This is a genomic window from Mycoplasma sp. 773, assembly GCF_053851515.1.
This window is the reverse complement of record NZ_JBSQAV010000002.1, coordinates 1-22,376: the sequence shown is the minus strand read 5'-3', so window position 1 is coordinate 22,376 and position 22,376 is coordinate 1. Positions and strand designations below refer to the sequence as shown.

Sequence of the window (22,376 nt, the reverse complement as noted above, 5' to 3'; positions counted from 1 at the left end):
TTGACAATAAAAATAAGGTATAATTGTAAAGCATTGACAACAGCATAAATAATATTATTTAAAAGTTTTTTCTTTGTTTTATAAATTTGATAGTAAGGAAGCTGTTTAACCGAAATCATTAGAGAAAAAAATATAAATTAAGAATTATTTAATTGTCTTTGCATATTGAAAGGAAAAAAATATGTCAAGATTCTTAGGATCAATTTTTAAAAAATCTAGAAGATATGGAACATCGCTTCTAGAAAATAATAAAGAATTCACAAAGGGTAAGAAGAGAATGACTGCGCCTGGTCAACATGGTGCCAAAAGATCGAAACCTTCTGATTACCAATTACATATGTATGAAAAGCAAAAAGTTAGATTTATGTATGGTTTAAATGAAAGACAATTCAAAAATCTATTTACTATTGCCGCTAGAAAAGATGGTGTTACAGGTATTAATTTATTGCAACTAGTTGAATCTAGACTAGACAACCTAGTATTTAGAGCAGGATTCGCTCGTACTAGAGCTCAGGCAAGACAATTTGTAAACCATAATCACGTAGTTGTTGATGGACATAAGGCAAACATACCTTCAATGATTATTAAACCAGGCTCTGTAATCGAACTTAAATCATCATTAGAAAATAATGCAAATGTTAAAGACGCTCTTGAAGTTATGACAACCGCTGCATGATTAACTCGTGATGGGAATAAGTTTACATATACAAGAATGCCAGAAAGAAATGAGTTTGCAAAAGAAATTGATGAATCATTAATTGTTGAATATTACAACAGACGTTAAAATTTGCGCTTCGGCGCATTTTATAATTCATTTTGGGACATTTGTTAATGTTGCAAATAATGTAGTTTATTCAAAGCGTTTTTTTGGATTAATTTAATATAATAAAATGCTTGCAAATATAGTATAATAATAAAGCCATGAGAACGGTAACCTTGTAAATTGGTCAGGATAGAGATATAGCAGCCATATCGAGAAGTGCAGTGTCTTGTGGTTTTTATTTTAAGGAGAAAGAAATGATTTGCACACGTTTATTAAGTCCTATAAAAAATCAAGAAGATTATGATATATTACCAATTCTTGATTTAGGTGATTTTGTTATTTATAAAAAAATTGCAAAATCTCCGTTTTATAATTCTATTGATTATGAATCATACATAAGTAATGAAGAAACTCAATATAATTTCTACTTTGAGGAAAGTTTATATTTCATTTGTTCTTATGAATTGTTTTATAGTCAGTTTAATAAAGATGCTGTTTTTATTAAAAATATCACTGCCAATAAAAAAAATTCTTATTTTAAATTAAAGCAGTTAAAAAAAATTCGTGAAATAATAAACAATGATGGAAAAGGTGGAACATTAATTACGTTTAAATATAAAGAAAATAATTTTTGACCATTTTATGTTTTTTGCGATCAAGAAATTGCTGAGAAAGAATTTAAATATCTATTAGAAACAGTATATAAATGTGACGTTAATGCAAATATTCAGCTTCATGAAAATTATTTTATTAAAATAAAAACCGCAAATGATGCTTTTTTAAACAAAGAATCATCAGTTTATCATTATGTTCATAATATTATTGGGATTAATATTGAAAAAGCCATTTATGACTTGGAATCAATAAATTAAAAAGTCCAAAAGGACTTTTTAATTTATTATTTTTGGTACCTTATTCCTAATTGAGGGCCTGTTTTTAATCAGTTACAATTTATTTTTGAAAAAGAAGATTAAATAATTAAAATATTCAAACAACATATTTGGAAGAAAATTTATCAAATTTTGTCATGTTGTTTGGTTGTTTTTGCATAATAAATTTAGATTTGTGTAATTGCTATACTAAAATCTCTTACTAAAAGGTAAGCCTGAGATTAATTTACACAAAATTTTGTACACTACTGAAAAAATCCTTTTATTTTAACTTAATAAACTCCATAAAAATGGAATATTTATTTTTTTATACTTAAAGTGGGAAATACGGGAATTGTTTATCTATATATAAATCTTTAAAAATTTTAGTTATTGTCAAATATTGCCCGGTATAAGCAACGAATGATATTTTTTTATCATCTTCTAATAATATACATATTTATTATCACCTTTTCTAATCATTTTGACATTTTTAGACATTTGAACTCTTTGGCCTTTTAGTATCATTTTTACCTTATTTTCTTTAGTTTATTTATAACTAAATTATTATATATTTGAGGTCAAAAAAGTAAAAAAATACTGATTTTTTTAATAAATCAGCATTTTCCCCTTATTTTATTGTTTAGTTATTAAAAATGTTAAAAGTTTAAGTTATTAATTTATGAAAATCATTAATTAATGTTTCAATAAAATATTTTATTCAAAGAACGGTTCATGTCTTCGAGGAAATCCGTCTTTATCTAATGGAACGCCTTTTAGTAGCGTATCCTTATATTTGGCTTTAAACTCATCTCATAGTTTTTTAGCGACTTCTTTTCTTTCATCAATATTTAGAGCAATTTTATCAATTCATATATATTTGTTTTCTTGGCTAATTATATTTTCTGATGCTTCAGCAACCATTGAAACCCAATATTCAACAAAGGCGATTTGTGAACTTGCCCTTCAGAAATCCCTTGTATTAGTTCTTTTTCCAATCAAGCTAGAATCAATATTAAGAGCTACTATTTCTTTGCTGTTTATACTAGGAGCTTTCTTAAAGCTGTCAAATTGCGCATCAAGTCTTGATTTTTCATTTTCATCCAAGAACGGATTTAATTTTAAGTCTTTAATAAATTGTAGATAGTCATAATCAAGCTTTTTTAATCTTCTTGCATTAAAGAATATATGTTTTAGATAATTATTTTCTGCTTCTATGGCTTGTTCACGTGTTGTCCCTGGATCTTCAAATATTTTTTTAATATGATCAATATGTTCTTTCGCAACATTTACTGGGAATGGACCGGCTTCAGGCGGGATTTGTGTAGAATGTTTTTCAACTCTTTCAATAAAGAAGAATGTTCAATTCTTAGTTTTGCTATCATCTTCTCAACGTTTAGCAAAATTTTCTACTTCCTGTTTAACTTTTTTATATTGATCTATGGTTGTTGTTTGATAAAGTATTTTATTTTGCAACGCCATTCCTTTATTTCTGAATTCACTTTCAGCTGCATGATTTCCTATTCCTTTAATTACTTGTATTTTTGCAATAATTGAGAATAAGGCTTTCTTCATTTCACTAAAATCCTGGAAGGTTTGAGTATAATCGCTATTTATTATGGTTCCCCCGTTTGCATGTTGCAATTTTAAGTCATTAAGTTCTGCGGCTTTTTGACGATCTATATCATTTTTTATAGCATCTAGTTGTTGCTTAGTAGTTGCGTCAGTAATTCTCTTGTTTAGCATTGATAATTCCGAACTATTTAAACCTCCTCTACCAGTTTGACCATTTCCATTTGAGTGGCCAGATAGGTCAAATAGTTCAAGTTTTGAAACTTCATCTTTTAGTTTATCTTTTTCCTTAATTAAGTTAAGTTGTTGCTTAACCATATCTAGGTCTGATTCACTATCGATGTGTTTTAGTTGGTTTATTAAATCTTTTTTATCTGCCGAATCCTTTTGTTTTTCTATTTCTTTTTGAATATTACCTTTTTTCTTTTCTAATGCTTCACGATGTTTCATTATAGCCTTACCGGTAATATGTTTAATACCACTATTTTGGCCATCGATACTTATGGTGCTATCAAGCTCTCTTTTTAAATTTTCTTTTTCTTTATTATCTGTTAATTTATCAATAGCGTCAAGAGCCCTCTTAACAGCATCTTTTATCTTCTTATTATTTTCATTTAATCTATTAATTTCATCAATTGATTGTGCTTGATCAATTTGGCGTTTCAAAGTTTCGTTCGCGTGAGATTTGTTTCCACTAGGATAGTTAATTTCGTCGACAATTTTCTTTGCTTCATCTTTAGCTCTTTGAAGTTCCTTAGACTTTTGCTTAATTTCTTTTTCTTTTTGATTTTCTGCTTCAGTTTTAATAGCATCAAAGTTTTCGATACTATTTGTTGGGTTATCTAATTTTTCTTGCAGTTTTTTCTTTTCATTTTGATCAGTAATTTGCGAAATAACTTCTTGAGCTAAACGCTTTTTGTTTTCATAATCCTGTTTATATTTTCTAACCTTTTGTAATAATGTTGAAATTTTAGTATGATCAGCCTTAGAAAATTCTGTTAAGAATTCATTTTTCTTTGCTTCTGGTTTAATATTATTTATTTCATTTTTTAATGTATCAATATTTGTTTTTAGCTTATTTAGAGTCGTTTCCACAGAATTTTTATTTGAATAATCAATTTTAGATGTTAGATCCTGCTTAATTTTTTCTTTTGTTTTTAATGAATCAGTTCTTAATTGCGATGGTTTTTCTGGATATGCTAATTTATCAATAAATAAGTTGAAGTTTTGTCTTGTAGCATTTGTCACAAGTAACTTAATGTCAACGATGGTTTTAGATAAATTTGTATGATCATTGGGAACTTGTATGTTATCGATATTTCTCGTTATATTATTTTTTTCATTTTGAGGAATATTGGTTAAAGTGCCAATTTTTTCTTTTGAAAGACGTTTATAGTTTAGTATTATTTCATTTTTTAAGTTATTTTCATTATAAATGTCATTGCCAGTTATTGTTGTAGGAACAGTTTGGTTTAATCTTGTTATTAAATTGTTCTTATCTGGTCCATCATTAAATGAACTATTAATTACATTTTTGTATGTTTCAATCTTATTAGCTCAACCATCAGGCAACGCATTGTTAGCTTGATCTATATTTTCCGCTGAATTTAGCTTTTGTTTTATTTTTTGAACTGCTTGTGCATTATCTTGTGAATATTTTAGATTTTCGCCATTGGCACCTAACTGATCTTTCTTTTTTTGCATATGGCTGCTAAAATTAGTTATCTCAGTTTGTTTTTGATCTAAACTTTGGATATTATTTAATTTATCGACAGCGTTTTTTAATGCAGTTTTGGCTTGGGTTGCTTCAGGTGATTTAGGATCTGGATAAGGAATTTGGTCAATTAATTTATTAATTTCCTTTTTCTTATTAGCAATGCTTGTATCGCTATCTTGTTTTGTTTTCTTTTGTTTAGCCTTATTTAATTCATTTTCTAGATTTCTAGATATTTCTTCTAATTGAGCTTTTGTTTTTGTTGTTAGATGAGGTTTATTTTGCGAATTGTATGTATTAAGAATATTTTGTAGTTCTTTCTTAATTGTGTTGTATTCTTTTTTATTTAGGTTTGAAGTTATATAAGTGTTAATTGCATCTGCTTTTTGTTGCACTTGTGTTCTTAATTTTTGTTTTTGGGTATTAATAGCATCAAGAGCATTTTTGGCAACATCCTCAGCCGCCGTTAAACTTCTATTAGCATTGATAATTTGAGCATCAGTTAGTTTAGTAGTTTTATTAGCTGCTGGTTGTGCTGAACTAATCGCATTTGTAAGTGCCTCTGTTGAACTTTTTAATGCCGGTTCCTTATCCATCTCGGTTTTTGTAGCATTCGCTTTGGTAAGAGTCGCTTCTAATTTAGCAATTTCAGCATCAGTATTCTTATTTGCGGCTACTCTTTGTGTTTCGGCGTTTGTTGTTGCCTGTTCTAAGGCTTTAGTCTTATCTGAAATGCTTTTAATTGGGTCAATCTTTTCTTTGGATTTATTTGTATTAATTTTTTGTTGCAATTGACTAATTATGGTGACTAAATTTGCGCGGTTTGGATCTTGTTTTAATGAATTTAATTTTGCTTTTGCATTTCTGAGTTTTTGGTCATGTTGAGCTTGCGCAGCATGAAGTCTATCATTAAAATCATTTATTGCACGGTTTGCTTCATTTTTTAAGTTATCAATTACTTGTTTTTGCTGAATATATTTACTTTGATCATTATCATTAATAATTCTTTCTGCTTCTTTAATAGCTTCTTCTAAGCGCTTTTTAAGTTTTACCATTTCAGGGTCACGAGTAATAATACGCTTTGCAACATCATTTATTTGATTTTTAGCATTTATTAGATTTTGTCTATTTCTTGCTACAATCTGGGTATCTTTTTGAGTTTTATCACTTTTGGCTTTTTCAAGTGCATCATGAAGTTTTGACTTAAGTTGTTCTAAATCGCGTTTTGTTTTAGAATTAATATTTGCTTTATCATTCTTATTATAATCATTTAAAACTCGTTCTAATTCAGTCTTAATTTGATTATAATCACTATTATTAGATAAATTTTGGGTTATATATTGTTGAACATTATTAGCGTTTGTCTGAATTTCACTTATCAATTTTGATTTTTGAACATTGATATTATCAAGTGCAGCTTTTGCAACTTTTTCAGCATCAGCAAGCGCCTTATTAGCTTCTTTTATTTGGGCATCAGTTGCATTTTTACTTGCGTTTTTAATACCATTAGCTGTATTGATTGCTTGTTGCAAGGTTTGTTTTTGACTATTTAATTCTGGCTCATTATCCATTGTGGTTTTAGTTGCATCAGCCTTTTGAATTGTTTTTTCAAACTCAGCAAGTTCGTTATTGGTTTTTTGATTTGCAGTGGTTTTTTCTGTTTCGGCAGTTTGAATAGCATCTTGCAATGTTTTTGTTTTATTGTCTATATTTACAATGCTATCATTATCATTAATGCTTTTATTGTTATCAATAACTGATTGTAATTTTTTAATTACATTAGTCAAGTTTGCAGAGTTCTTGTCTTGATTTAATTGGCTTATTTTAGCTTCTGCTTCTTTAACTTTATTATTATGTTCAGTTTTTGCGTGTTGTAATTTAGCTTCAAATTGCTTCTTCTTTTGTTCAGCTTCGGTTTTTAAATCTTCTAATTTTTGTTTTTGAGTGACATAATTACTTGCTTGATTACTATCAAGAATTTTTTTTGTTTCTTTTATTGCTTCATCAAGTTTGACTTTAAGTGTTGTCATTTCATTATCATGACTAGTAATTGAATTTGAAATATTTTGCAATGTATCTCTAGCTTGTTCAAGAGCGTGTCTATTTCCTTGTGTAATATCATTATCTTTTTTAATTTTATTCTGTTTTGCTTTGTCTAATGCATTTATTAATTCAGTTAATGTGCTTTGAAGTTCATTTTTAGCCTTTGAATTTAACGCATTTTTATCTTTGTATTTATTATGAGTTGTATCTAATTTATCTTTGATTTCTTTGTATTCAGGATGGTTTTTTAATGTATTTGAAAAGTTTGAAACTTCATCTATTTTTTGAGAAATTTGATTTATTAAAGTTGTTTTTTCAGTATTTATATTTTTGAGAGCTTCTTTTGCCACATTATCAGCCTGAGTTAATGTTTGAATTGCACTTTCTATTTGAGTATCGGCTAATTTTTGATTATTATCTTTTGCTTGTTGAGCAACTCTTATAGCTTCACTTAATGTATCCTTAGCACTATTTAGTGCAGATTCATTTGCCATCATATCTTTTGTTTTATTTGCGGCAGTTATTGCATCATTTAATTTATTTAAAGCTGCTTGTGTCTTTTGATCTGCTGCATTTTTGGCTTGATCTGCTGCCTGTATCGCATTTTGTAACGAATCTTTTTTGTTGTTAATATTCTTAATTGCATCATTAATATTAGCGTTTTGATTATTGTTAATTTGTTGTTGCAAAGTATTAATTACATCAGTTAGGTTTGCTACATTTGAATCACTTCTTAGATTATTTAATTTTTCTTGAGCCTCTTTTAATTTTTGGTCATAGGCATCTTTTGCTTGTTTTGCTCTGGCGTCAAATGATGTTTTTTCTTTTTCAGATTTTTCTTTTAGATCATCAAGTTTCTTCTTTTGTTCAACAAATTTATCTGTTTGATCTTGGGAAATTGTACTTTCAGCTTCCTTAATTGCCTCTTTTATTTTTTTCTTAAGGTCTGACATTTCCTTATCATTGCTTGTTATTGAATCGACAAATGTCTTTAAATTATCTTTTGTGGTTGTTAATTCTTGCTTATTAAGAGCATTTATGTCATTATCTTTTTTAGCTTTGTCCACCTTAGCATCGGATAATTTTTTGTTTAAATCATTTAATATTTCATCTAATTCGGCTTTTGTTTTAGAACCAAGATTATTCTTATTATTGCTATTGAAATTATCTAATTCTGTTTTTAATTTATTTTTAATTTCATCATATTGATTTCCATTTAGGTTATTTTTGTAATCCTCAATTTCCTTGGCTTTTTGGTTTATTTGCGTCTTGATTGAGTCTTTTTGGCTATTTATGTCTGTTATAGCTTGTTCTGCTGCTGTTTTTGCTTCTAATAAGGTTTTATTTGCATTTTCTATATCTTTATCAGCCAGTTTAGGTGTGTGATTTTTTATACCCTCAGCTGTTTTGATTGCTTCACTTAATTTATTTTTAGCATCCAATAATAAAGGTTCAGAATTCATTGAATTTAGCGTAGTTTTTGATTCATTGATTGTATTTCCTAATTTTGCTAAATTTGCTTCAGTTTTCTGATTTGCAACAGCTTTTTCTCTTTCAGCTGTTTTTATTGCTTGGTCTAAATTCTCCTTTTTAGTAGTAAATGATGAAATTGGGTCTCTGTCTTGGGCATTGTTATTTTGATTTATTGTGTTTTGCAAATTTTGAATTACAGTATTTAGATTTGCTGAGTTAGCATCATTTTGTAATTCAGATACTTTATTATTGGCTTCTTGTAGCTTGTGTCTATATGTGTCTCTTTCGGTATTTAATTTTTTAGTAAAGTCACTTATCTTTTTATCTGCTTCAGTTTTTAAACTTTCGATTTTTGAAATTTGCGATACATATTTATTAAATTCGTTTTTGCTAATTATACCCTCAGTCGCAGCGACTGTTGTATTAATTTCTTGTTTTAGTTTTGTCATTTCAGGATCACGACTTGTGATGCTATTACCAACGCTTTTAAGGGCTTCTTTTATTTTTGTTAGCTTTTGCTTATTTTGTTCTCTAATTTCTAAGTCTTTTTGTTGTTTTTTATTCTTAATGTCTTGTAGTTGTGAATCTAATTTAGATAGTAAATCAGTAAGTTGTTGTTTTGTTTTATTTGATAAGCTATTTTTTTCATTATTTACATAATCATTTAAGTGTTTTTCTAATTCGTTTTTTATATTTGCAAAATCATTTCCTGCTAAATCGGTATTTATATAATCACGAATTTCTGTTTCTTTTTGATTAATTTGATTTTTAATTTGGTCTTTTTGATCATTTATCTTTTTAATTTCTTGTTTGGCAATATTTTCTGCTTGTAGTAATGTTTTTTTAGCTTCATCGATTTCGTTATTTGCTAATTTTGGAGTTTGATTTTTTGCTGTTTGTGCTATTGCGATTGCTTGCTCTAAGTTAGTTTGGGCACTACTTAATAATGGCTCAGAAGTCATTGAGTCTTTTGTAGCACTAACATCTGTTATTGTTTTTTGTAGTTGTGCTAAATGCTCACTAGTTTTTTGTGCCTCAGCATTTTTTTTGTTTTCTGCAGTTTCTATTGCTTTTTGTAATTGATCTTTTTTATTATTAATTTCTGATAGTGGTAGATTATCATCGATTGTTTGATTATCTGCAATTGCTTGTTGCAGTTCTTGAATAACATTATTTAAATTAGCTGCATTTTCATCTGCTTGAAGTTGTGAGATTTTTTCTCTTACTTCAAGAATTTTTTGCGCATGAGCTTCTTTGGTGTTTTGTAATTCCTTAGCAAATTCTGTTTTTGTGGTTTCTGCTTTTTTACTTAGGTTTTCTAGTTTTTCTTTTTGACTAACATATTTATCTGATTCTTCATTTGTAATGATTGCTTCTGATTCGCTGATTGCTTGGTTAAGTTCGTCTCTTAAAGCAGTCATTTTTGGATCTTTGCTTGTTATTGAATTTGAAACATTTGCTAATGCTTCTTTTGCTTCTGCTAGAGCTTGCTTATTTTTAGCTCTTATTTCTGCATCTTTTTCGTCCTTCTTTTGTTTAGCAGAATCAAGATGCATATTCATTTGCGTTACTAAATCATCTAGTTGCTGTCTAGTTTTTTCCCCTAGAAGATTTTTATCATTTGCCTCATAAGATTTTAAAAAGGCATCTAGATCATTTTTGATAGCTTCATATTCAGGTTTCGTTAAAACATTGTTAATATAATTTTGAATTTCAACTTCTTTTTGTGCAATATTTGTTCTGATACCATCTTTTTGCTTATTTGCTTTATCGATGGCGTCATTTGCTACATCCTCTGCTTGCTTTAGTGTATCTTGAACTTGTTTTATAGCGTTATTAGTTAACTTCGGACTTTGCATATGTGAAGTTCTAGCAACTTCAATTGCTTTTTCTAACACTGCTTTTTGTGTATCTAAATCTGGTTCTTGCTCCATTTTGTTTTTAATTTGTTCAGCATTTTCGATTTCTTGATTTAGTTTGTCAAGAGCAGCTTGTGTAATAGCATCAGCTTTTTCTTTTTCTGCATTATAAAAACTTGCTAAACCATTAAGTTCAGCTGTTGCAGCATCAATATTTTTTAAAGGACCGTTTTCATCAATAACATCATTTTGACTAATCTTTTCTTTGATTTTAGCAATGATGTCAGCATAGTTAGCGCTATTAGGATCACTTTTTGCTTGTTCCAGAACGCTATTAGCACTTTCTTTAGCCTGGTTAAATCTACTTTTTGCTTCTGCTAATTTTTGTTCAAAATCAATAATTTGTTGTTCTGCGCTTTGCTTTAGATTATCAATAGTTTGTTTTTCTTGAGTATATTTATCTGTTTGTTCTTTCGCGATTATTTCACGTGCTTTTTGGATTTCAACATCTAAGTTGTGCTTTAGTTGCATCATTTCGTCATCATTACTTTTGATGCTATCTTTTATAGCCTCAAGTTGGTTGGTTGATAATGAAAGCTGTTCTTTATTTTGTGTATTTGAAAGCAGTTGTTTTGCATTATCTAGTGCGCTTGTGATATTAGATAATTTTTGTTGTAATTCTTGGATAGTATTGTTATAACTTGGATAATTATTGTCTTTGACTAATTTTAGCGATTCTAATAATGGGGTTGTTATTTGAGGATATTCATCTTTATTTGCATTAGCAAAATCGGTTATTTCAGCAATCTTGTTATTAATTTTTTCGATTTCTTCATCTTTATTAGAATTAATTTGGATAATTTTTGTTTCCGCTTTTCGATTTTTATCCTTAAAATCTTCAACTAATTGTTTTAATTCATCAATAGCATCCCTATTAGTTGGATCTTGCGTTTTGGTTATTAAATCTTTTAGATCTTGTTTTTCAGGATCATATTCATCAGTTGGCATTTGCGATACAAAGTCATTTGCTTTTTTAACTAATTCATCCAATTTGGTATTTAATTCGCTAAATTTTTTATTGATTTCTTCTTTTTCTTTAGGTATTTTATCAACTATTTTTTTTAGATTAACTTTAACATCATCTAATCTCGCAACACCAAAATCGCTAACATTTGGCTCAATGTTAGTATTATAATCTTCTAAAACTTTGTCTAATTCCTTGATTAATGTCTTATATTTTTCGGAATTTTCATTTTTTAGCCCATTTTGAGCACCAATTAGTTCATTCTTTTTGCTAATAATGTCTTCTTTTAATTTAATAATTTCTTCAATTATTTTCTTGCGTTCATTTTCATCAGCATCACGGAATCTTTTAGCCTCTTTAATTGCTTTATTTAGCTCGTTAAGTTTTTCAAGAACATTGTAACTATTTGAGTTAGCATTGCTATTTGTTTCTTCGGCCGAATTTATTCTTGATTGTAGATCCTTTTTAGAAACATGATAAGTTCCCTTGTCCTTAAATTTTTCTTGTTCTAGTTCAGTGTTAAGTTCTTTAGCTTCTACTAGTGTGCTTATAGATGCTTCCTTAGATTTTTGAAGGTAGCTATCTTTTAAAGTTTTAGCACCGTTGTTATATTCAACCTCAATTTCATCTACGGATTTTTGTTCATTATCTAATGTTTCTAGCGTTTTTTCAGCATCTTGTATGAATTTTTCAAATTCATTAGTCGAACTAATAATATTGTTTTCTTTGGTATATTTAAGATTTTGTTTTGCAATGGCAATTTCTCTGGTCAGATTATCTCTTGCAACTTGCTTTTTAGTTTTTGTTAATAAACTATCAAGCATATTTTTATTTGTAACTAGATCGCCTAACAAAGTATTAGTATTATTGTTTCGTAGTGCATTTTCAATGGCATCGCTAATTTGGTCTCTATTATTTTCATATTCATCAGAAGATTTAATTTTATCTAATTGTTGATGTCCTCTTTCAATTAAGTTAGTTATTTCACTAATTAATTTATCTTTTTGTTTTGTAATTAAATCACTTGCTTGTTCTGATTTGTTGTTTAGATTAGCTAAAGCTTCTGTAATACTATTTTTGTCAAGTTTTTTTAGAGCTTCATTACCTACATTTATTGCATTCTTTAATTCGTCCTCAATTTTTTGAGAACTAAATAAATCGCTAGCTGATTCGATTTCTTTTAGTAATTTTTGTGAAGAAGGTAATTCTTGGGTTAAACCATCAATAGCTTCTTTAATTTGTTGTGCATCACTTTTTAGTGGTTTAGCCTTTTCTAGAATTTCTCTCAGTGTAGCAATTTCATTATCTTTGCTCATTTTATTTTTTATGTTGGTTATTTCAGCGTCTAATTTTTTGGCTAAATTTTTATATTTGTCATAATCGAGGGTTGTGTTCTTATAATTTTCGGCATCTTTTACTAAGTCATTAATTTGCTTTATTAGGTTTTGTTTTTCTAATGATAGGGTTTTTTGGAATTCTGAAATTTTTTCATGTAAAGAATTTAGTGCTTTTTGTCTTTCCTCAAGGGTTGCATTTGGATTATTAAGAATTTTTTCAGCTTCTTTGATTGCTTTTTCAAATATACCTTTATTTTTGATATCAGAAGGAAATTTTGAATCAATGTTTTTTGCATTTAAAATTTCATCTGTCAGGTTAAACAACACTTGGAGATTGTTTTTTAATTCAATAGCTTTGGCTTTTACTTTTGCAAGTCCATCTTCATTGGTTGCATTATTGTATTGATTTTCCAAATTTGTTTTTTCTTGATTGTAAATAGTTATATATTTGGTAGCAAAAGGTTTATTATTGTACTTAGATTCATAGTTTGCAAGAAGATCACTAAATGACGATTTTTCAGAAATTGCTTCACCATTAAGTAATTCAAGATTATCATATTGACTTTTATAATTCTTGAAATTAATTTTAGATGATTGTAATTTAGTTAATATTTCATCTACTTTTTTGATGTCTTTTATATTTAATAATTGGTCTAGCTCATTTAGTTCTTTTTGAAAGGTTGCATAAAGATCGTGAGTATATGTTTTTTTATCAATTTCATTTTGTTTCTTCCACTCATTCATCTTTTTTATTAATGCTTGCAATTTTGCCATTGTGTGATTTCATTTTATTGTTTCATTTAAAAGAACATAGCCCGTTCCAATTGTTGCCCCAATTGAAACACCAGTTATTATTCCAGCTACAACTTTTTTTCTTCTATTTGTTTTTTTCATAAACACCTCAATAAAATATTTTTTGTATAGTTTTTTATATTAATTTAATATTTTAGATAAAAAAAAAAAAAAAAAAAGAAAGAGGCTCAAAATTAGGAAATTTTTAAATATTACAAGCTAAAATGGGCTTAAAAAAATAATATTAAATATAATTAATAATATCTACCTAAAATTAGTTTATGTTTAAGGAGTAAAAATGGAAAAAGACAACAAAATTTATTTATTTTCATATGGAACTATTCAAGATGAATTATTCTATAAAAATTTATTGTCGCCTGATTGCGTAAGAAGACCCGCTTTATTAAATGGCTATGCTAAGTGTGTTGATGAAACTGCATATTTTTTATTAAAAAAAGATATTGCCCATCAAGTTAAAGGCACTCTTTTTGAAATAACAAAGGATGAATTATTTATGATTGATAGATGAGAAATGTTTCCTCAATATCAAAGATTTCAGGCCAATGTTATTGCCACTGATACAAACGAAATTATCGAAAACGTATATGTGTACACTAAATTAGAATTTGGTAAATATTATCTAGCAACCGATGACATGGGATTTTCAACTTCGCCTAATGAAAATGAGCAAAATTTAAAAGCTTTTATCACGTTAGAACAACAAACAGAATTATTTCCGTTGGTTGATAATGCTATTTTATATGAAATTTCCGATGAAGAATTTGAAAAAATAATTCATCTTTCGCATCCGTATGTTGCATTGATATTGGATGACCAAAAATTTAAGAATTATTTGGTTGACCCTTATGCAGTTTTAGGTATTAAAATTCATGATAAAAAATATGCTTTATTAATTTCGTTTGGTAGAAAAAATTCATTAAATAGTATTTTTTATTATCATGCTATAGAAAATAAAATTGAAGGGGTAGAAATTATTAAAGATATTAAACCACTTTATAAATTTAATATTGATTTCTTATTAGATAAAAAGCCAATTAAGTACATTAATTTAAAGTTAGATAAAACAATCGAAAAACCTAAGTTTGGTGTATTTGAAGATATTGCCTATGAAATAACCCTTAATGATTTTGATATCGATCCATTTAGAAGATTAGATATTATTATTCATACTCTTGAAGAAAATATGAAATAACTAATGATTGATAAAGAATTAATTAAAGACGTTTCAACAAAACCTGGTGTTTATTTTTGAAAAGATAAAGATGGCAATGTTATTTATGTGGGCAAAGCCAAAAACCTAAAATCACGGATGTCACAATATTTTGACAAAAATGTTCATAATTCATTTAAAACTAGTGCAATGTTAAAACATATTGCTTCTTTTGATACAACCGTTTTTGATAAGGAATCGGAAGCCTTGATGTTTGAACGAGCTAGTATTAATAGATATAAACCTAAATATAATGTAATGCTTCCCTCTCATAATAATTATCCTTATATTTGTATTATAAAAAAAGCCAATAGTATTGATATACAACTTAAAAATGAATATAAAAAACGTGATGATATTATTTATTATGGTCCGGTTGTAGATGGTGAAAAAACACGTCTATTAATTAAATATTTAGTCCATTTATTAAAAACGCAAGAAGGATTAATTATTAAAAAAATGACTCCGGTAGAGGTAGATAAAAGATTCGCAAAAGCAAAGGAAATAATAAAATTTAATAAAGAATTTAAACAAGAATTAATTAGTAAAATTAGAAGCGCCTCCTTACAACTTGATTTTAGAAGGGCGGAAGAACTTAAAAAAATTCTTGATTTTATAAACGAAAAGAATAATATCCAAAACATTAGATTAAAGACAAAAAAATCTATTGATGTATGGGGCGTATATTTATATGATAATATTTTGTTTGCTTCTATTTTACAATATCGTTATTCATTGTTAAATAATCGCCAAGACTTTCAATTTTGTTTTGAAAAAAATGAAGAAGAATTGGTATTTGAATTTATAGAAAATTTTTATAAAAACAACCTTATTCCTGATCAAATAATTATTGATGATAAATATAAAAATCAGCCTTTTAATAAAGAAATTAGAAATTCGATTATTAAAAAGAATTATAGTATAAATTCTAAATTACTTGATTTAGCTAATGCTAATGCTAAGAATGATTTAAGCAATAAAATAAAGAAAATAAAAGATAAAACAAAAAGCAATGATATTCTCCAATCTTTAAAAAATATATTAAATATTGATTGTTCAAGGTTTGCAATATTCGATAATTCGTTTCAATCAGCAACTAAAGAAGTCGTTGGCAGAGGGATGATTTTTGTTGATGGAATTAATGTTAAGAAATTTAATCGTTCTTATATACTTTGCAAAAATGAAGATGCTAATTCTGATTACCATTATATGTATCAAAATATTAGTAAGTTTTTTTGTGATCATTCAATTGATGAAGATATTAATTTGATTTTTGTTGATGGCGGTGAGATTCAAATTAATGCTGCAATTAAGGCCTTGAAAAAATTTCATAAAAATGTGCCTATTTTCGGACTTGTAAAAAATAATCACCACGAGTTTGCGAGATTAATTAATGATAGTGGCGTAGAAATTAAAATTTCAGATGCTAAGGTATTTAATTTTTTATCGCAAATTCAATATGATGTCGATAAGAGTGCTAAGGCCGTTTATAATAAAAGACACAATAAAATAATTACAGATAGTCTCTTAACAAAAATAAAAGGTGTTGGGCCTAAGATAGAACAAAAATTATTGGAAAAGTTTGGCTCATATCAGGCAATAATTGACGCAGATATTTTAGAATTATCTAAAATTATTAGTACAAAAATCGCTAGTGAAATTAAGAAAATAAAAATCTAAAAGTAGGAATTTTAAATTCCTACTTTATTGTTTAAAGAAAAAAATTCAATTTAAATTTAGATTTATTTAGGCAAAATTTTAGTTAGATAGTCTATATCATAAAAGTTGTTATATGGAATTTCAATGTCTGGTTTTACACCATCTTCTAGATTTATTTCTGATCCGTGATGTTTATATAAATAATTTAATGGTGAACTAGTTGATATTGATGTTCCATCATTCAAAACCAAGGGCAATACAGGCGCGGTCCCTCCTCCAGATTTTTGACCTATAATTTTGGCTACTTTTAGTTCCTTTATGATTCCTGAAAATGTGTTAGCAGCACTAAAAGTATTTTTGCTAGTTAATATATAGTAATTAAAGTTTTCAAATGCATCATTATCATAATAATTACCATCCTTGTTAGCATCAATTTTATATTTTTGTGTTTCTATAATACCAGAAAGTAGTGATTTACTATGCACAACAATGTCCTTATTTGTTAATAAACCAACAGCACGATACATTGCTCCAATATTTCCACCACCATTTCTAGAAATATCAATCACAACATTTTTAATATTTTTTTGTTTTAATATTTTTTGTAATGTATTTCTTAAAAATTCAAATGTGTCACTTTTGATATTTTTTGCATAAATTTCATTATTAGATGCTGTTTCAAAATTGTCGATAATAATATATGCTAAGTTACCATTTATAATAAAGCCATCTTGTTTAATTTTTTGCTCAAGTATGGCTCTTTTTTGCTCAAGGTATTCATTAACTTTGGCATATTCACTTCGTTCAGTTCCATATAATTTAGATGCATAATCATTGATTTTTTTACTATTGTTTGTGAATATATTTAACATATTAATTCTAGTATGCAAGTCATTTAATTTGTTAAAGAATAATTTTGCATATGCCTTGTTATATATATCGGGATTATTGTTTAATAATTCTTTTTTTATATCGCTGATATACTGTTGAAAGTTTGATATATTTTTATATGATTTAAGTCCATAAAAATTATCAAGGGTAAATAAGAGATTATCAAGGTTATAAATTCGATCCTGTGTTGTTTCTTTATCCGCCGACCATGAACCTTGTTGATATGAGTAAGCGTCATTTTCATCTTCCATTAGTGAAAAAAATTTACCATAAACCGCATCGCCATTATAGTAGAGATTGTAATAGTTTTGACTACAAAATAAGGTATTAAAAATACTTAAAGGAATAAAAGTTCTTCTCCCCTCTTTAAAAATATCGATGTGATAACTTCTTAAATCAAATTTGATAGGTCCGTTTAAGTCGTTAATATTTTCAATTTTTGAGCCTTCATAACTTATGAAGCGTGAGTAATTAGTCAAATTGCTTTGCTTAACAAAATTAAAAAATGCTTCGTTGCTAACACTAATAATATCACGATCTGCGTCAATATACATTAATTGATTATTTGAAACTAGTTGTGTTGCATTGATGTCATAAGTCGGTATTTTTCTAATTAGCGAAGTATCAACGAAACCATTTAAAACACCTAACATTTCCTCAATAGCAACATATGGTTGATGAATTTTATTGTCAAGAAAATATAAGTTTAGATTTTTATTTTTTATTGAATAATCTTTTGATGATAAATTTATAAATTTTGTTTTCTTGATATTAAAAATTTTAGAAGGACCATTGTCTAAATAATCAAAATCACTATAACATGAAACAGCACTCAATGATATTAGTGGTAATGGTGTACCTAATAGAAATAAGAACTTTTTCTTCATATTTTAATTCCCTCTTAATTCCTTATAATATTGAAATTTTACGCTTTTATTAAGGTTCATTATCAAAATTATTTATTTACTTATGCAATGATGTGAAATAGATTAATTTAATTAGTTTCTTTATAAAAACTTATTGATTTTGAAAAATTTATAAGTTTGTGTTGCTCTATACAAAAACAAAATTTTTTGATATTTGAAATTAAATATTTATTTTCCCAATTTTATGATTTAAAAATACAAACTCAACTTAAATTAAGATAGATTTATGATTTTATTTAATTGTTTAACTACAATTTTATCAAAATTTTGCATCTTTTATTATAGGATAATAGCCTATATAAAAAGCTCATATTTTGATATCAAAATTCATTTTATATGTATTGTGATAATTAATGCAAAAATAAATTTTATAAAAAGCGTTCTTAAATTTATTTTAGTGCTAAAATATTATATGCAACGGTCGTGTAGCTCAGGGGATAGAGTACGTGCCTTCTAAGCATGTGGTCGCAGGTTCGAATCCTGCTACGATCGCCATTTTTTTTATTCTTTTTTTATACTAAATTATTAATAAAACTTAATTTAATTGTTTTTAATACAAAATAAGAAAAAACCCAAATCTTTTTATTTAAATTTGAGTCTGATGTTTTTTGATATTTTTGTTTTTTAGTTATTAGTATAGGTTTGTGGTTTATTGATTAGTTGTTCAAGTTTCTTTGATTTTTCAACTAATTCTTGACTTGTTTTTTCTAATTCTTTTTTAGCATTTGTATTTGCTAAATTTGCTTCTTCTTTTTCCTTTGTTTTACTTACTAAAGTTTGGTTTAGGTTTGTAATATCTTTATTTATAGTTTCTAGTTTTTCTTCTTGTTCACTTATATCTTGTGTTGTTTCCTTTAAGACACTTTGAGATTCGCTAAGTTGTTGTTTGGTTTTTTGCAACTCGTTATCTTTATTTTTTAATTGCTCAATTGTGTTATCTAGATTTTGTTGTGCAATATCCAATAATGATATTGTATTATCTTTATTATTTTGAGTTTTTTGTTGCCCCAATCTTGTGAATTCGAGATTTTTGTTTATTTTATTTATTTCTGCAATTTTTTTATCCTTTGATTGTGTCAGAGTTTTTAATTCAGCTTCCTTTTCTTCTTTTTTGTTTAAAAACATTTGAATATCACTATTTATTTTTTCTAATTTTGAATCATCATTAGCTTTAGTATTTTTGATTTTTTTAATTTCTTTATTTGCTGCTTGCAATTTTAAGTTTATATTTTCTATATTTTGAGCTTTATTTGCTACCTTCTTATTTGCTTCTTCTAAATCCTTTTGTGCTTGTGCATTTGTGTTTTCAGTTATGGTTTTTGATTGATTTGAGTTATTGATAGCATGTTCTATATTTTTAATATTTTCATTAACAATGCTAATTTGATTTGCTAATTTGTCAGCTTCTTGTTGTGTATTTTGTTTTGTAGTTTTAGAATCTTGCAATGCTTGTTGTTCATCATTTAATTGCTTTGATATGTTGTTTAATTCTTGATTTTTATTATTTAGTTTTTGGGTTGCTATTTTATGTTCAAAATCTGCTTTTTCCTTATTAGCTTGGGCTTTTTGTTCTTCTAGTTTTGCTATTTCATGTGCATTATTTTTTTTGTTTACTTCTTTTTGTTTTTCATCTATTGTTTGTATCGTGGTTTGAAGTTGGGTTTCGAGATCACTTTTATTTTTTAGAGTTTCCTTTAAATTATTATCGGCTTTTAGTTTGGCTAGGGTTGCTTCTTCTTTATTTTTCTTAATTTCCTGAATTTTAGCGTTTGCTTCTTTTAATTTAGTGTTTGCTAATTCAAGATCACTAGTTTTTTGTGTTACATTTTTATTAGCTTGACTCAATTCGCTTTCAACTCCGTTATTTTCTGTTTGCAATGTTTTGCTTGAATTAGTTAATGGCGCTAATGAAAGGTTGATTTTAGCTATTTCATTATCTATTTGATTTATTTTTGTTTCAGTTTCTTGTATTTTTTGTTGTAATAAATTTTTATTTGTTTCTACATTATTTAATGTATCTACAGCTTTTTGTTCTTCTGCAATTTTTGTATTTAAGTTTTTTATATTACTTTCATATTCTTTTTTAGCTTCTTGTAATTCTGCTATATTTGATTGTTTTGTAACATTAGCATCCTGAAGTTCTTGCTTCGCAGCATTTAACTCTCTTTTTATCCTATCTATCTCGTTATTTTTTGCTTGAATAGAAGATTTTGTTTGCTCAAGTTCACGCGTTGCGTTATTTTTTTCACGTTCAGCATTGTTGTATTCTTGTTGAACATTATCTTTTTCTTTAGTTTTTTCGGCAAGTATTTTTGTTTTTTCTTCTAATACCTTTTGGGCATCGTTATATTTTTGCTCAGCAGCCTTAAGTTCAGACATAATTTTGTCAGAATCCCAATCCATCAGCTCTCGATCATATTGTTTTTTGAGTCTCTCTAACCGAGATTTAAGTGAAAAATTATTTCAAACATATCATGATATTATTGCACTTCTTCACTCTTCATCTCTTTTTTTCCTTTCCTCATTTGTTTTGGTGTCAGGGGCGTTTTCGATATCTTTTATTTTTTTTCATCTTCTTTCAGTTTCGTCGTCAAGCTCTTTCTTTTCCTGGTTAAATTCATCCTGTATTTCTTTAATAGTTTCTAATTCATTCTTTTTTTCTTTTTTTATTCTTTCAATATTATTTTTTGCATTCAAACTTTCTTGCTCTACTGATTTATGTTGATTATAAGCCTCTTCATATGTATGTATTGTTTGCGCTAAAATTTGACTAATTCCGTCTAATTCGGTGTTCTTTTCTTGCAACACTTGCATATTATATTGTTCTAAACGTTGTAGATTTGATAAATTAGTTTCTTCTATTTCTAATTCTTTTTCTTTTTTAGATACAGCAACTGATTTATCTTTAATTGAGTTGTTAGTTTCATCTAATTTATTTTCAGTTTCTGTGACTTTTTGTTTACTTGTATCTAATGCACTTGAAGCTTTGCTTTTTTCTTGTGATTTGGTAGTTTTGGAAGCAGTTTTTTGTTTTATTTCTTCCGTGTATTTTTGTAGGTCTTGTTCTAGTTTTGCTTTTTCTTGTTGTAGTGAACTCTTTAGATTATTTTGTTGTTGCAATTCTTTATTTTTTAGAGCAATATCATTTTGATTCTGCGAAAGTTTTTGCTTAGCTTGCTTTGCTTTTTCTATTGCACTCTTTTGAGACTCATTTGCCTTTTTTAATGCATCAATCGCACTTTGTAAATCATTTGCTAATTGCAAAATTTTGATTGATTCCTCTTGTAAATTATTGTTGATATTTAAAAGGTTTGTATCAGCCTCTTCTTTTTTAGTTTCTAGTTCTTTTATTTGTCTGTTTGTGTTTTCTAGGCTTTGCTTTGTTGCTTTTTGTGCTTCCTGAGCTTGTACTAGTTCTTTATTTGCCTCTATTAATTCATTATTTTTAGTTGAAATTTCACTTGCTTTTTGATTTAGTGATTGTGTTGCTTGTGTTAGCTTTTCATTTGCTTTTGTAACTTCTTGTTGTGCTTTATTTTGTTCAACCATTAATTGTTTTTTTACATCGGTTTTATCTAGAATTTCTTTTTCTTTTTTGCCTATATCTAAACTAATTTTATCAAGAAGTTGTTGCACACTTTGTTTCTGAGTTTCGAGAGTTTCTTTTTGTTTTTGTGTAAATTCTAATTCCTTGTTTTTTAGCGAAATTTCGCCTTGCTTTTCTAGCAGGTTTTGCTTTGCTTGTTCAGCTTTTTCTACTTTATTTTTTTGATTCTCATTCTCTTTTTTTAATTCATCAATAGCAGAGTGCAGTTGCATTGTTATTTGATCGATTTTGTTGGTTTGTTCTTGAAAACTGTTGTTATTTTGTGATAAATTTGCCTCAAGATTTTTTCTTTGTTTTTCGAGGTCTATGATTGTCTGATTAATATTATCTAAATTTTGCATTGAATTATTTAGGGCTTCCTGAGCTTGTGCTAGTTCTTTATTTGCCTCTATTAATTCATTGTTTTTAGTTGAAATTTCACTTTGTTTTTGTGCTAAAAGATGATCGGTTTGTTTGATCTTTTCTTGTAGTTTATTGATTTTCTCTTGATTGTCATTTTTTTGTGCTTCTAGTTGATTTCTAACATTAGTTTGTGCCTGAATTTCAGATTCTTTTTGGCTAATTATGTTGTTAATTCTTTCTAGATTTTTATCGGCATTTTGTTTTTGATTATTTA

7 protein-coding genes, 1 tRNA gene and 1 other RNA gene are annotated in these 22,376 nt (G+C 27.3%); 6 read left to right on the top strand and 3 right to left on the bottom strand.

The features are described from left to right. Positions 1-181: 181 nt before the first annotated feature. The 3 genes from rpsD to ACWXVJ_RS00445 all read left to right on the top strand — a co-directional run bounded on the left by rpsD (position 182) and on the right by ACWXVJ_RS00445 (position 1,635). Complete coding sequence (gene rpsD / locus ACWXVJ_RS00455; RefSeq protein ID WP_438340744.1) at positions 182-784, top strand: 30S ribosomal protein S4; 603 nt, start codon at positions 182-184, stop codon at positions 782-784. A 127-nt stretch (positions 785-911) separates the two neighbouring features. Beyond that, an RNA gene (gene ffs, locus ACWXVJ_RS00450) (signal recognition particle sRNA small type) lies at positions 912-1,007 on the top strand. Between the two features lie 10 nt (positions 1,008-1,017). Next, on the top strand, positions 1,018-1,635 hold the full coding sequence (locus ACWXVJ_RS00445; RefSeq protein WP_455966021.1) for a hypothetical protein: 618 nt from the start codon (positions 1,018-1,020) through the stop codon (positions 1,633-1,635). Between the two features lie 714 nt (positions 1,636-2,349). Here the strand turns inward: ACWXVJ_RS00445 and ACWXVJ_RS00440 are convergent. After that, complete coding sequence (locus tag ACWXVJ_RS00440; RefSeq protein ID WP_455966019.1) at positions 2,350-13,548, bottom strand: hypothetical protein; 11,199 nt, start codon at positions 13,546-13,548, stop codon at positions 2,350-2,352. A gap of 196 nt (positions 13,549-13,744) precedes the next feature. Here ACWXVJ_RS00440 and ACWXVJ_RS00435 point away from each other — a divergent pair, with 196 nt between their 5' ends. Further along, a complete protein-coding gene (locus ACWXVJ_RS00435; protein WP_438340751.1) occupies positions 13,745-14,659 on the top strand; it encodes a gamma-glutamylcyclotransferase in 915 nt (304 codons plus the stop codon). A gap of 3 nt (positions 14,660-14,662) precedes the next feature. After that, positions 14,663-16,357 carry an excinuclease ABC subunit UvrC gene (uvrC, locus tag ACWXVJ_RS00430; protein WP_455966017.1) on the top strand — a complete coding sequence of 565 codons (1,695 nt, stop codon included), beginning with the start codon at positions 14,663-14,665 and terminating at the stop codon, positions 16,355-16,357. Positions 16,358-16,419: 62 nt separating this feature from the next. Here the strand turns inward: uvrC and ACWXVJ_RS00425 are convergent, their stop codons facing one another. Beyond that, positions 16,420-18,114 (bottom strand): S41 family peptidase, encoded by a 1,695-nt coding sequence (locus tag ACWXVJ_RS00425; protein ID WP_455966015.1) that lies wholly within the window; start codon positions 18,112-18,114, stop codon positions 16,420-16,422. A gap of 458 nt (positions 18,115-18,572) precedes the next feature. Here ACWXVJ_RS00425 and ACWXVJ_RS00420 point away from each other — a divergent pair. Further along, positions 18,573-18,648: transfer RNA gene (locus tag ACWXVJ_RS00420), tRNA-Arg, on the top strand. Between the two features lie 129 nt (positions 18,649-18,777). Here the strand turns inward: ACWXVJ_RS00420 and ACWXVJ_RS00415 are convergent. Beyond that, the coding region (locus tag ACWXVJ_RS00415) for a hypothetical protein (RefSeq protein ID WP_455966013.1) at positions 18,778-22,376 on the bottom strand (3,599 nt) is incomplete at its 5' end.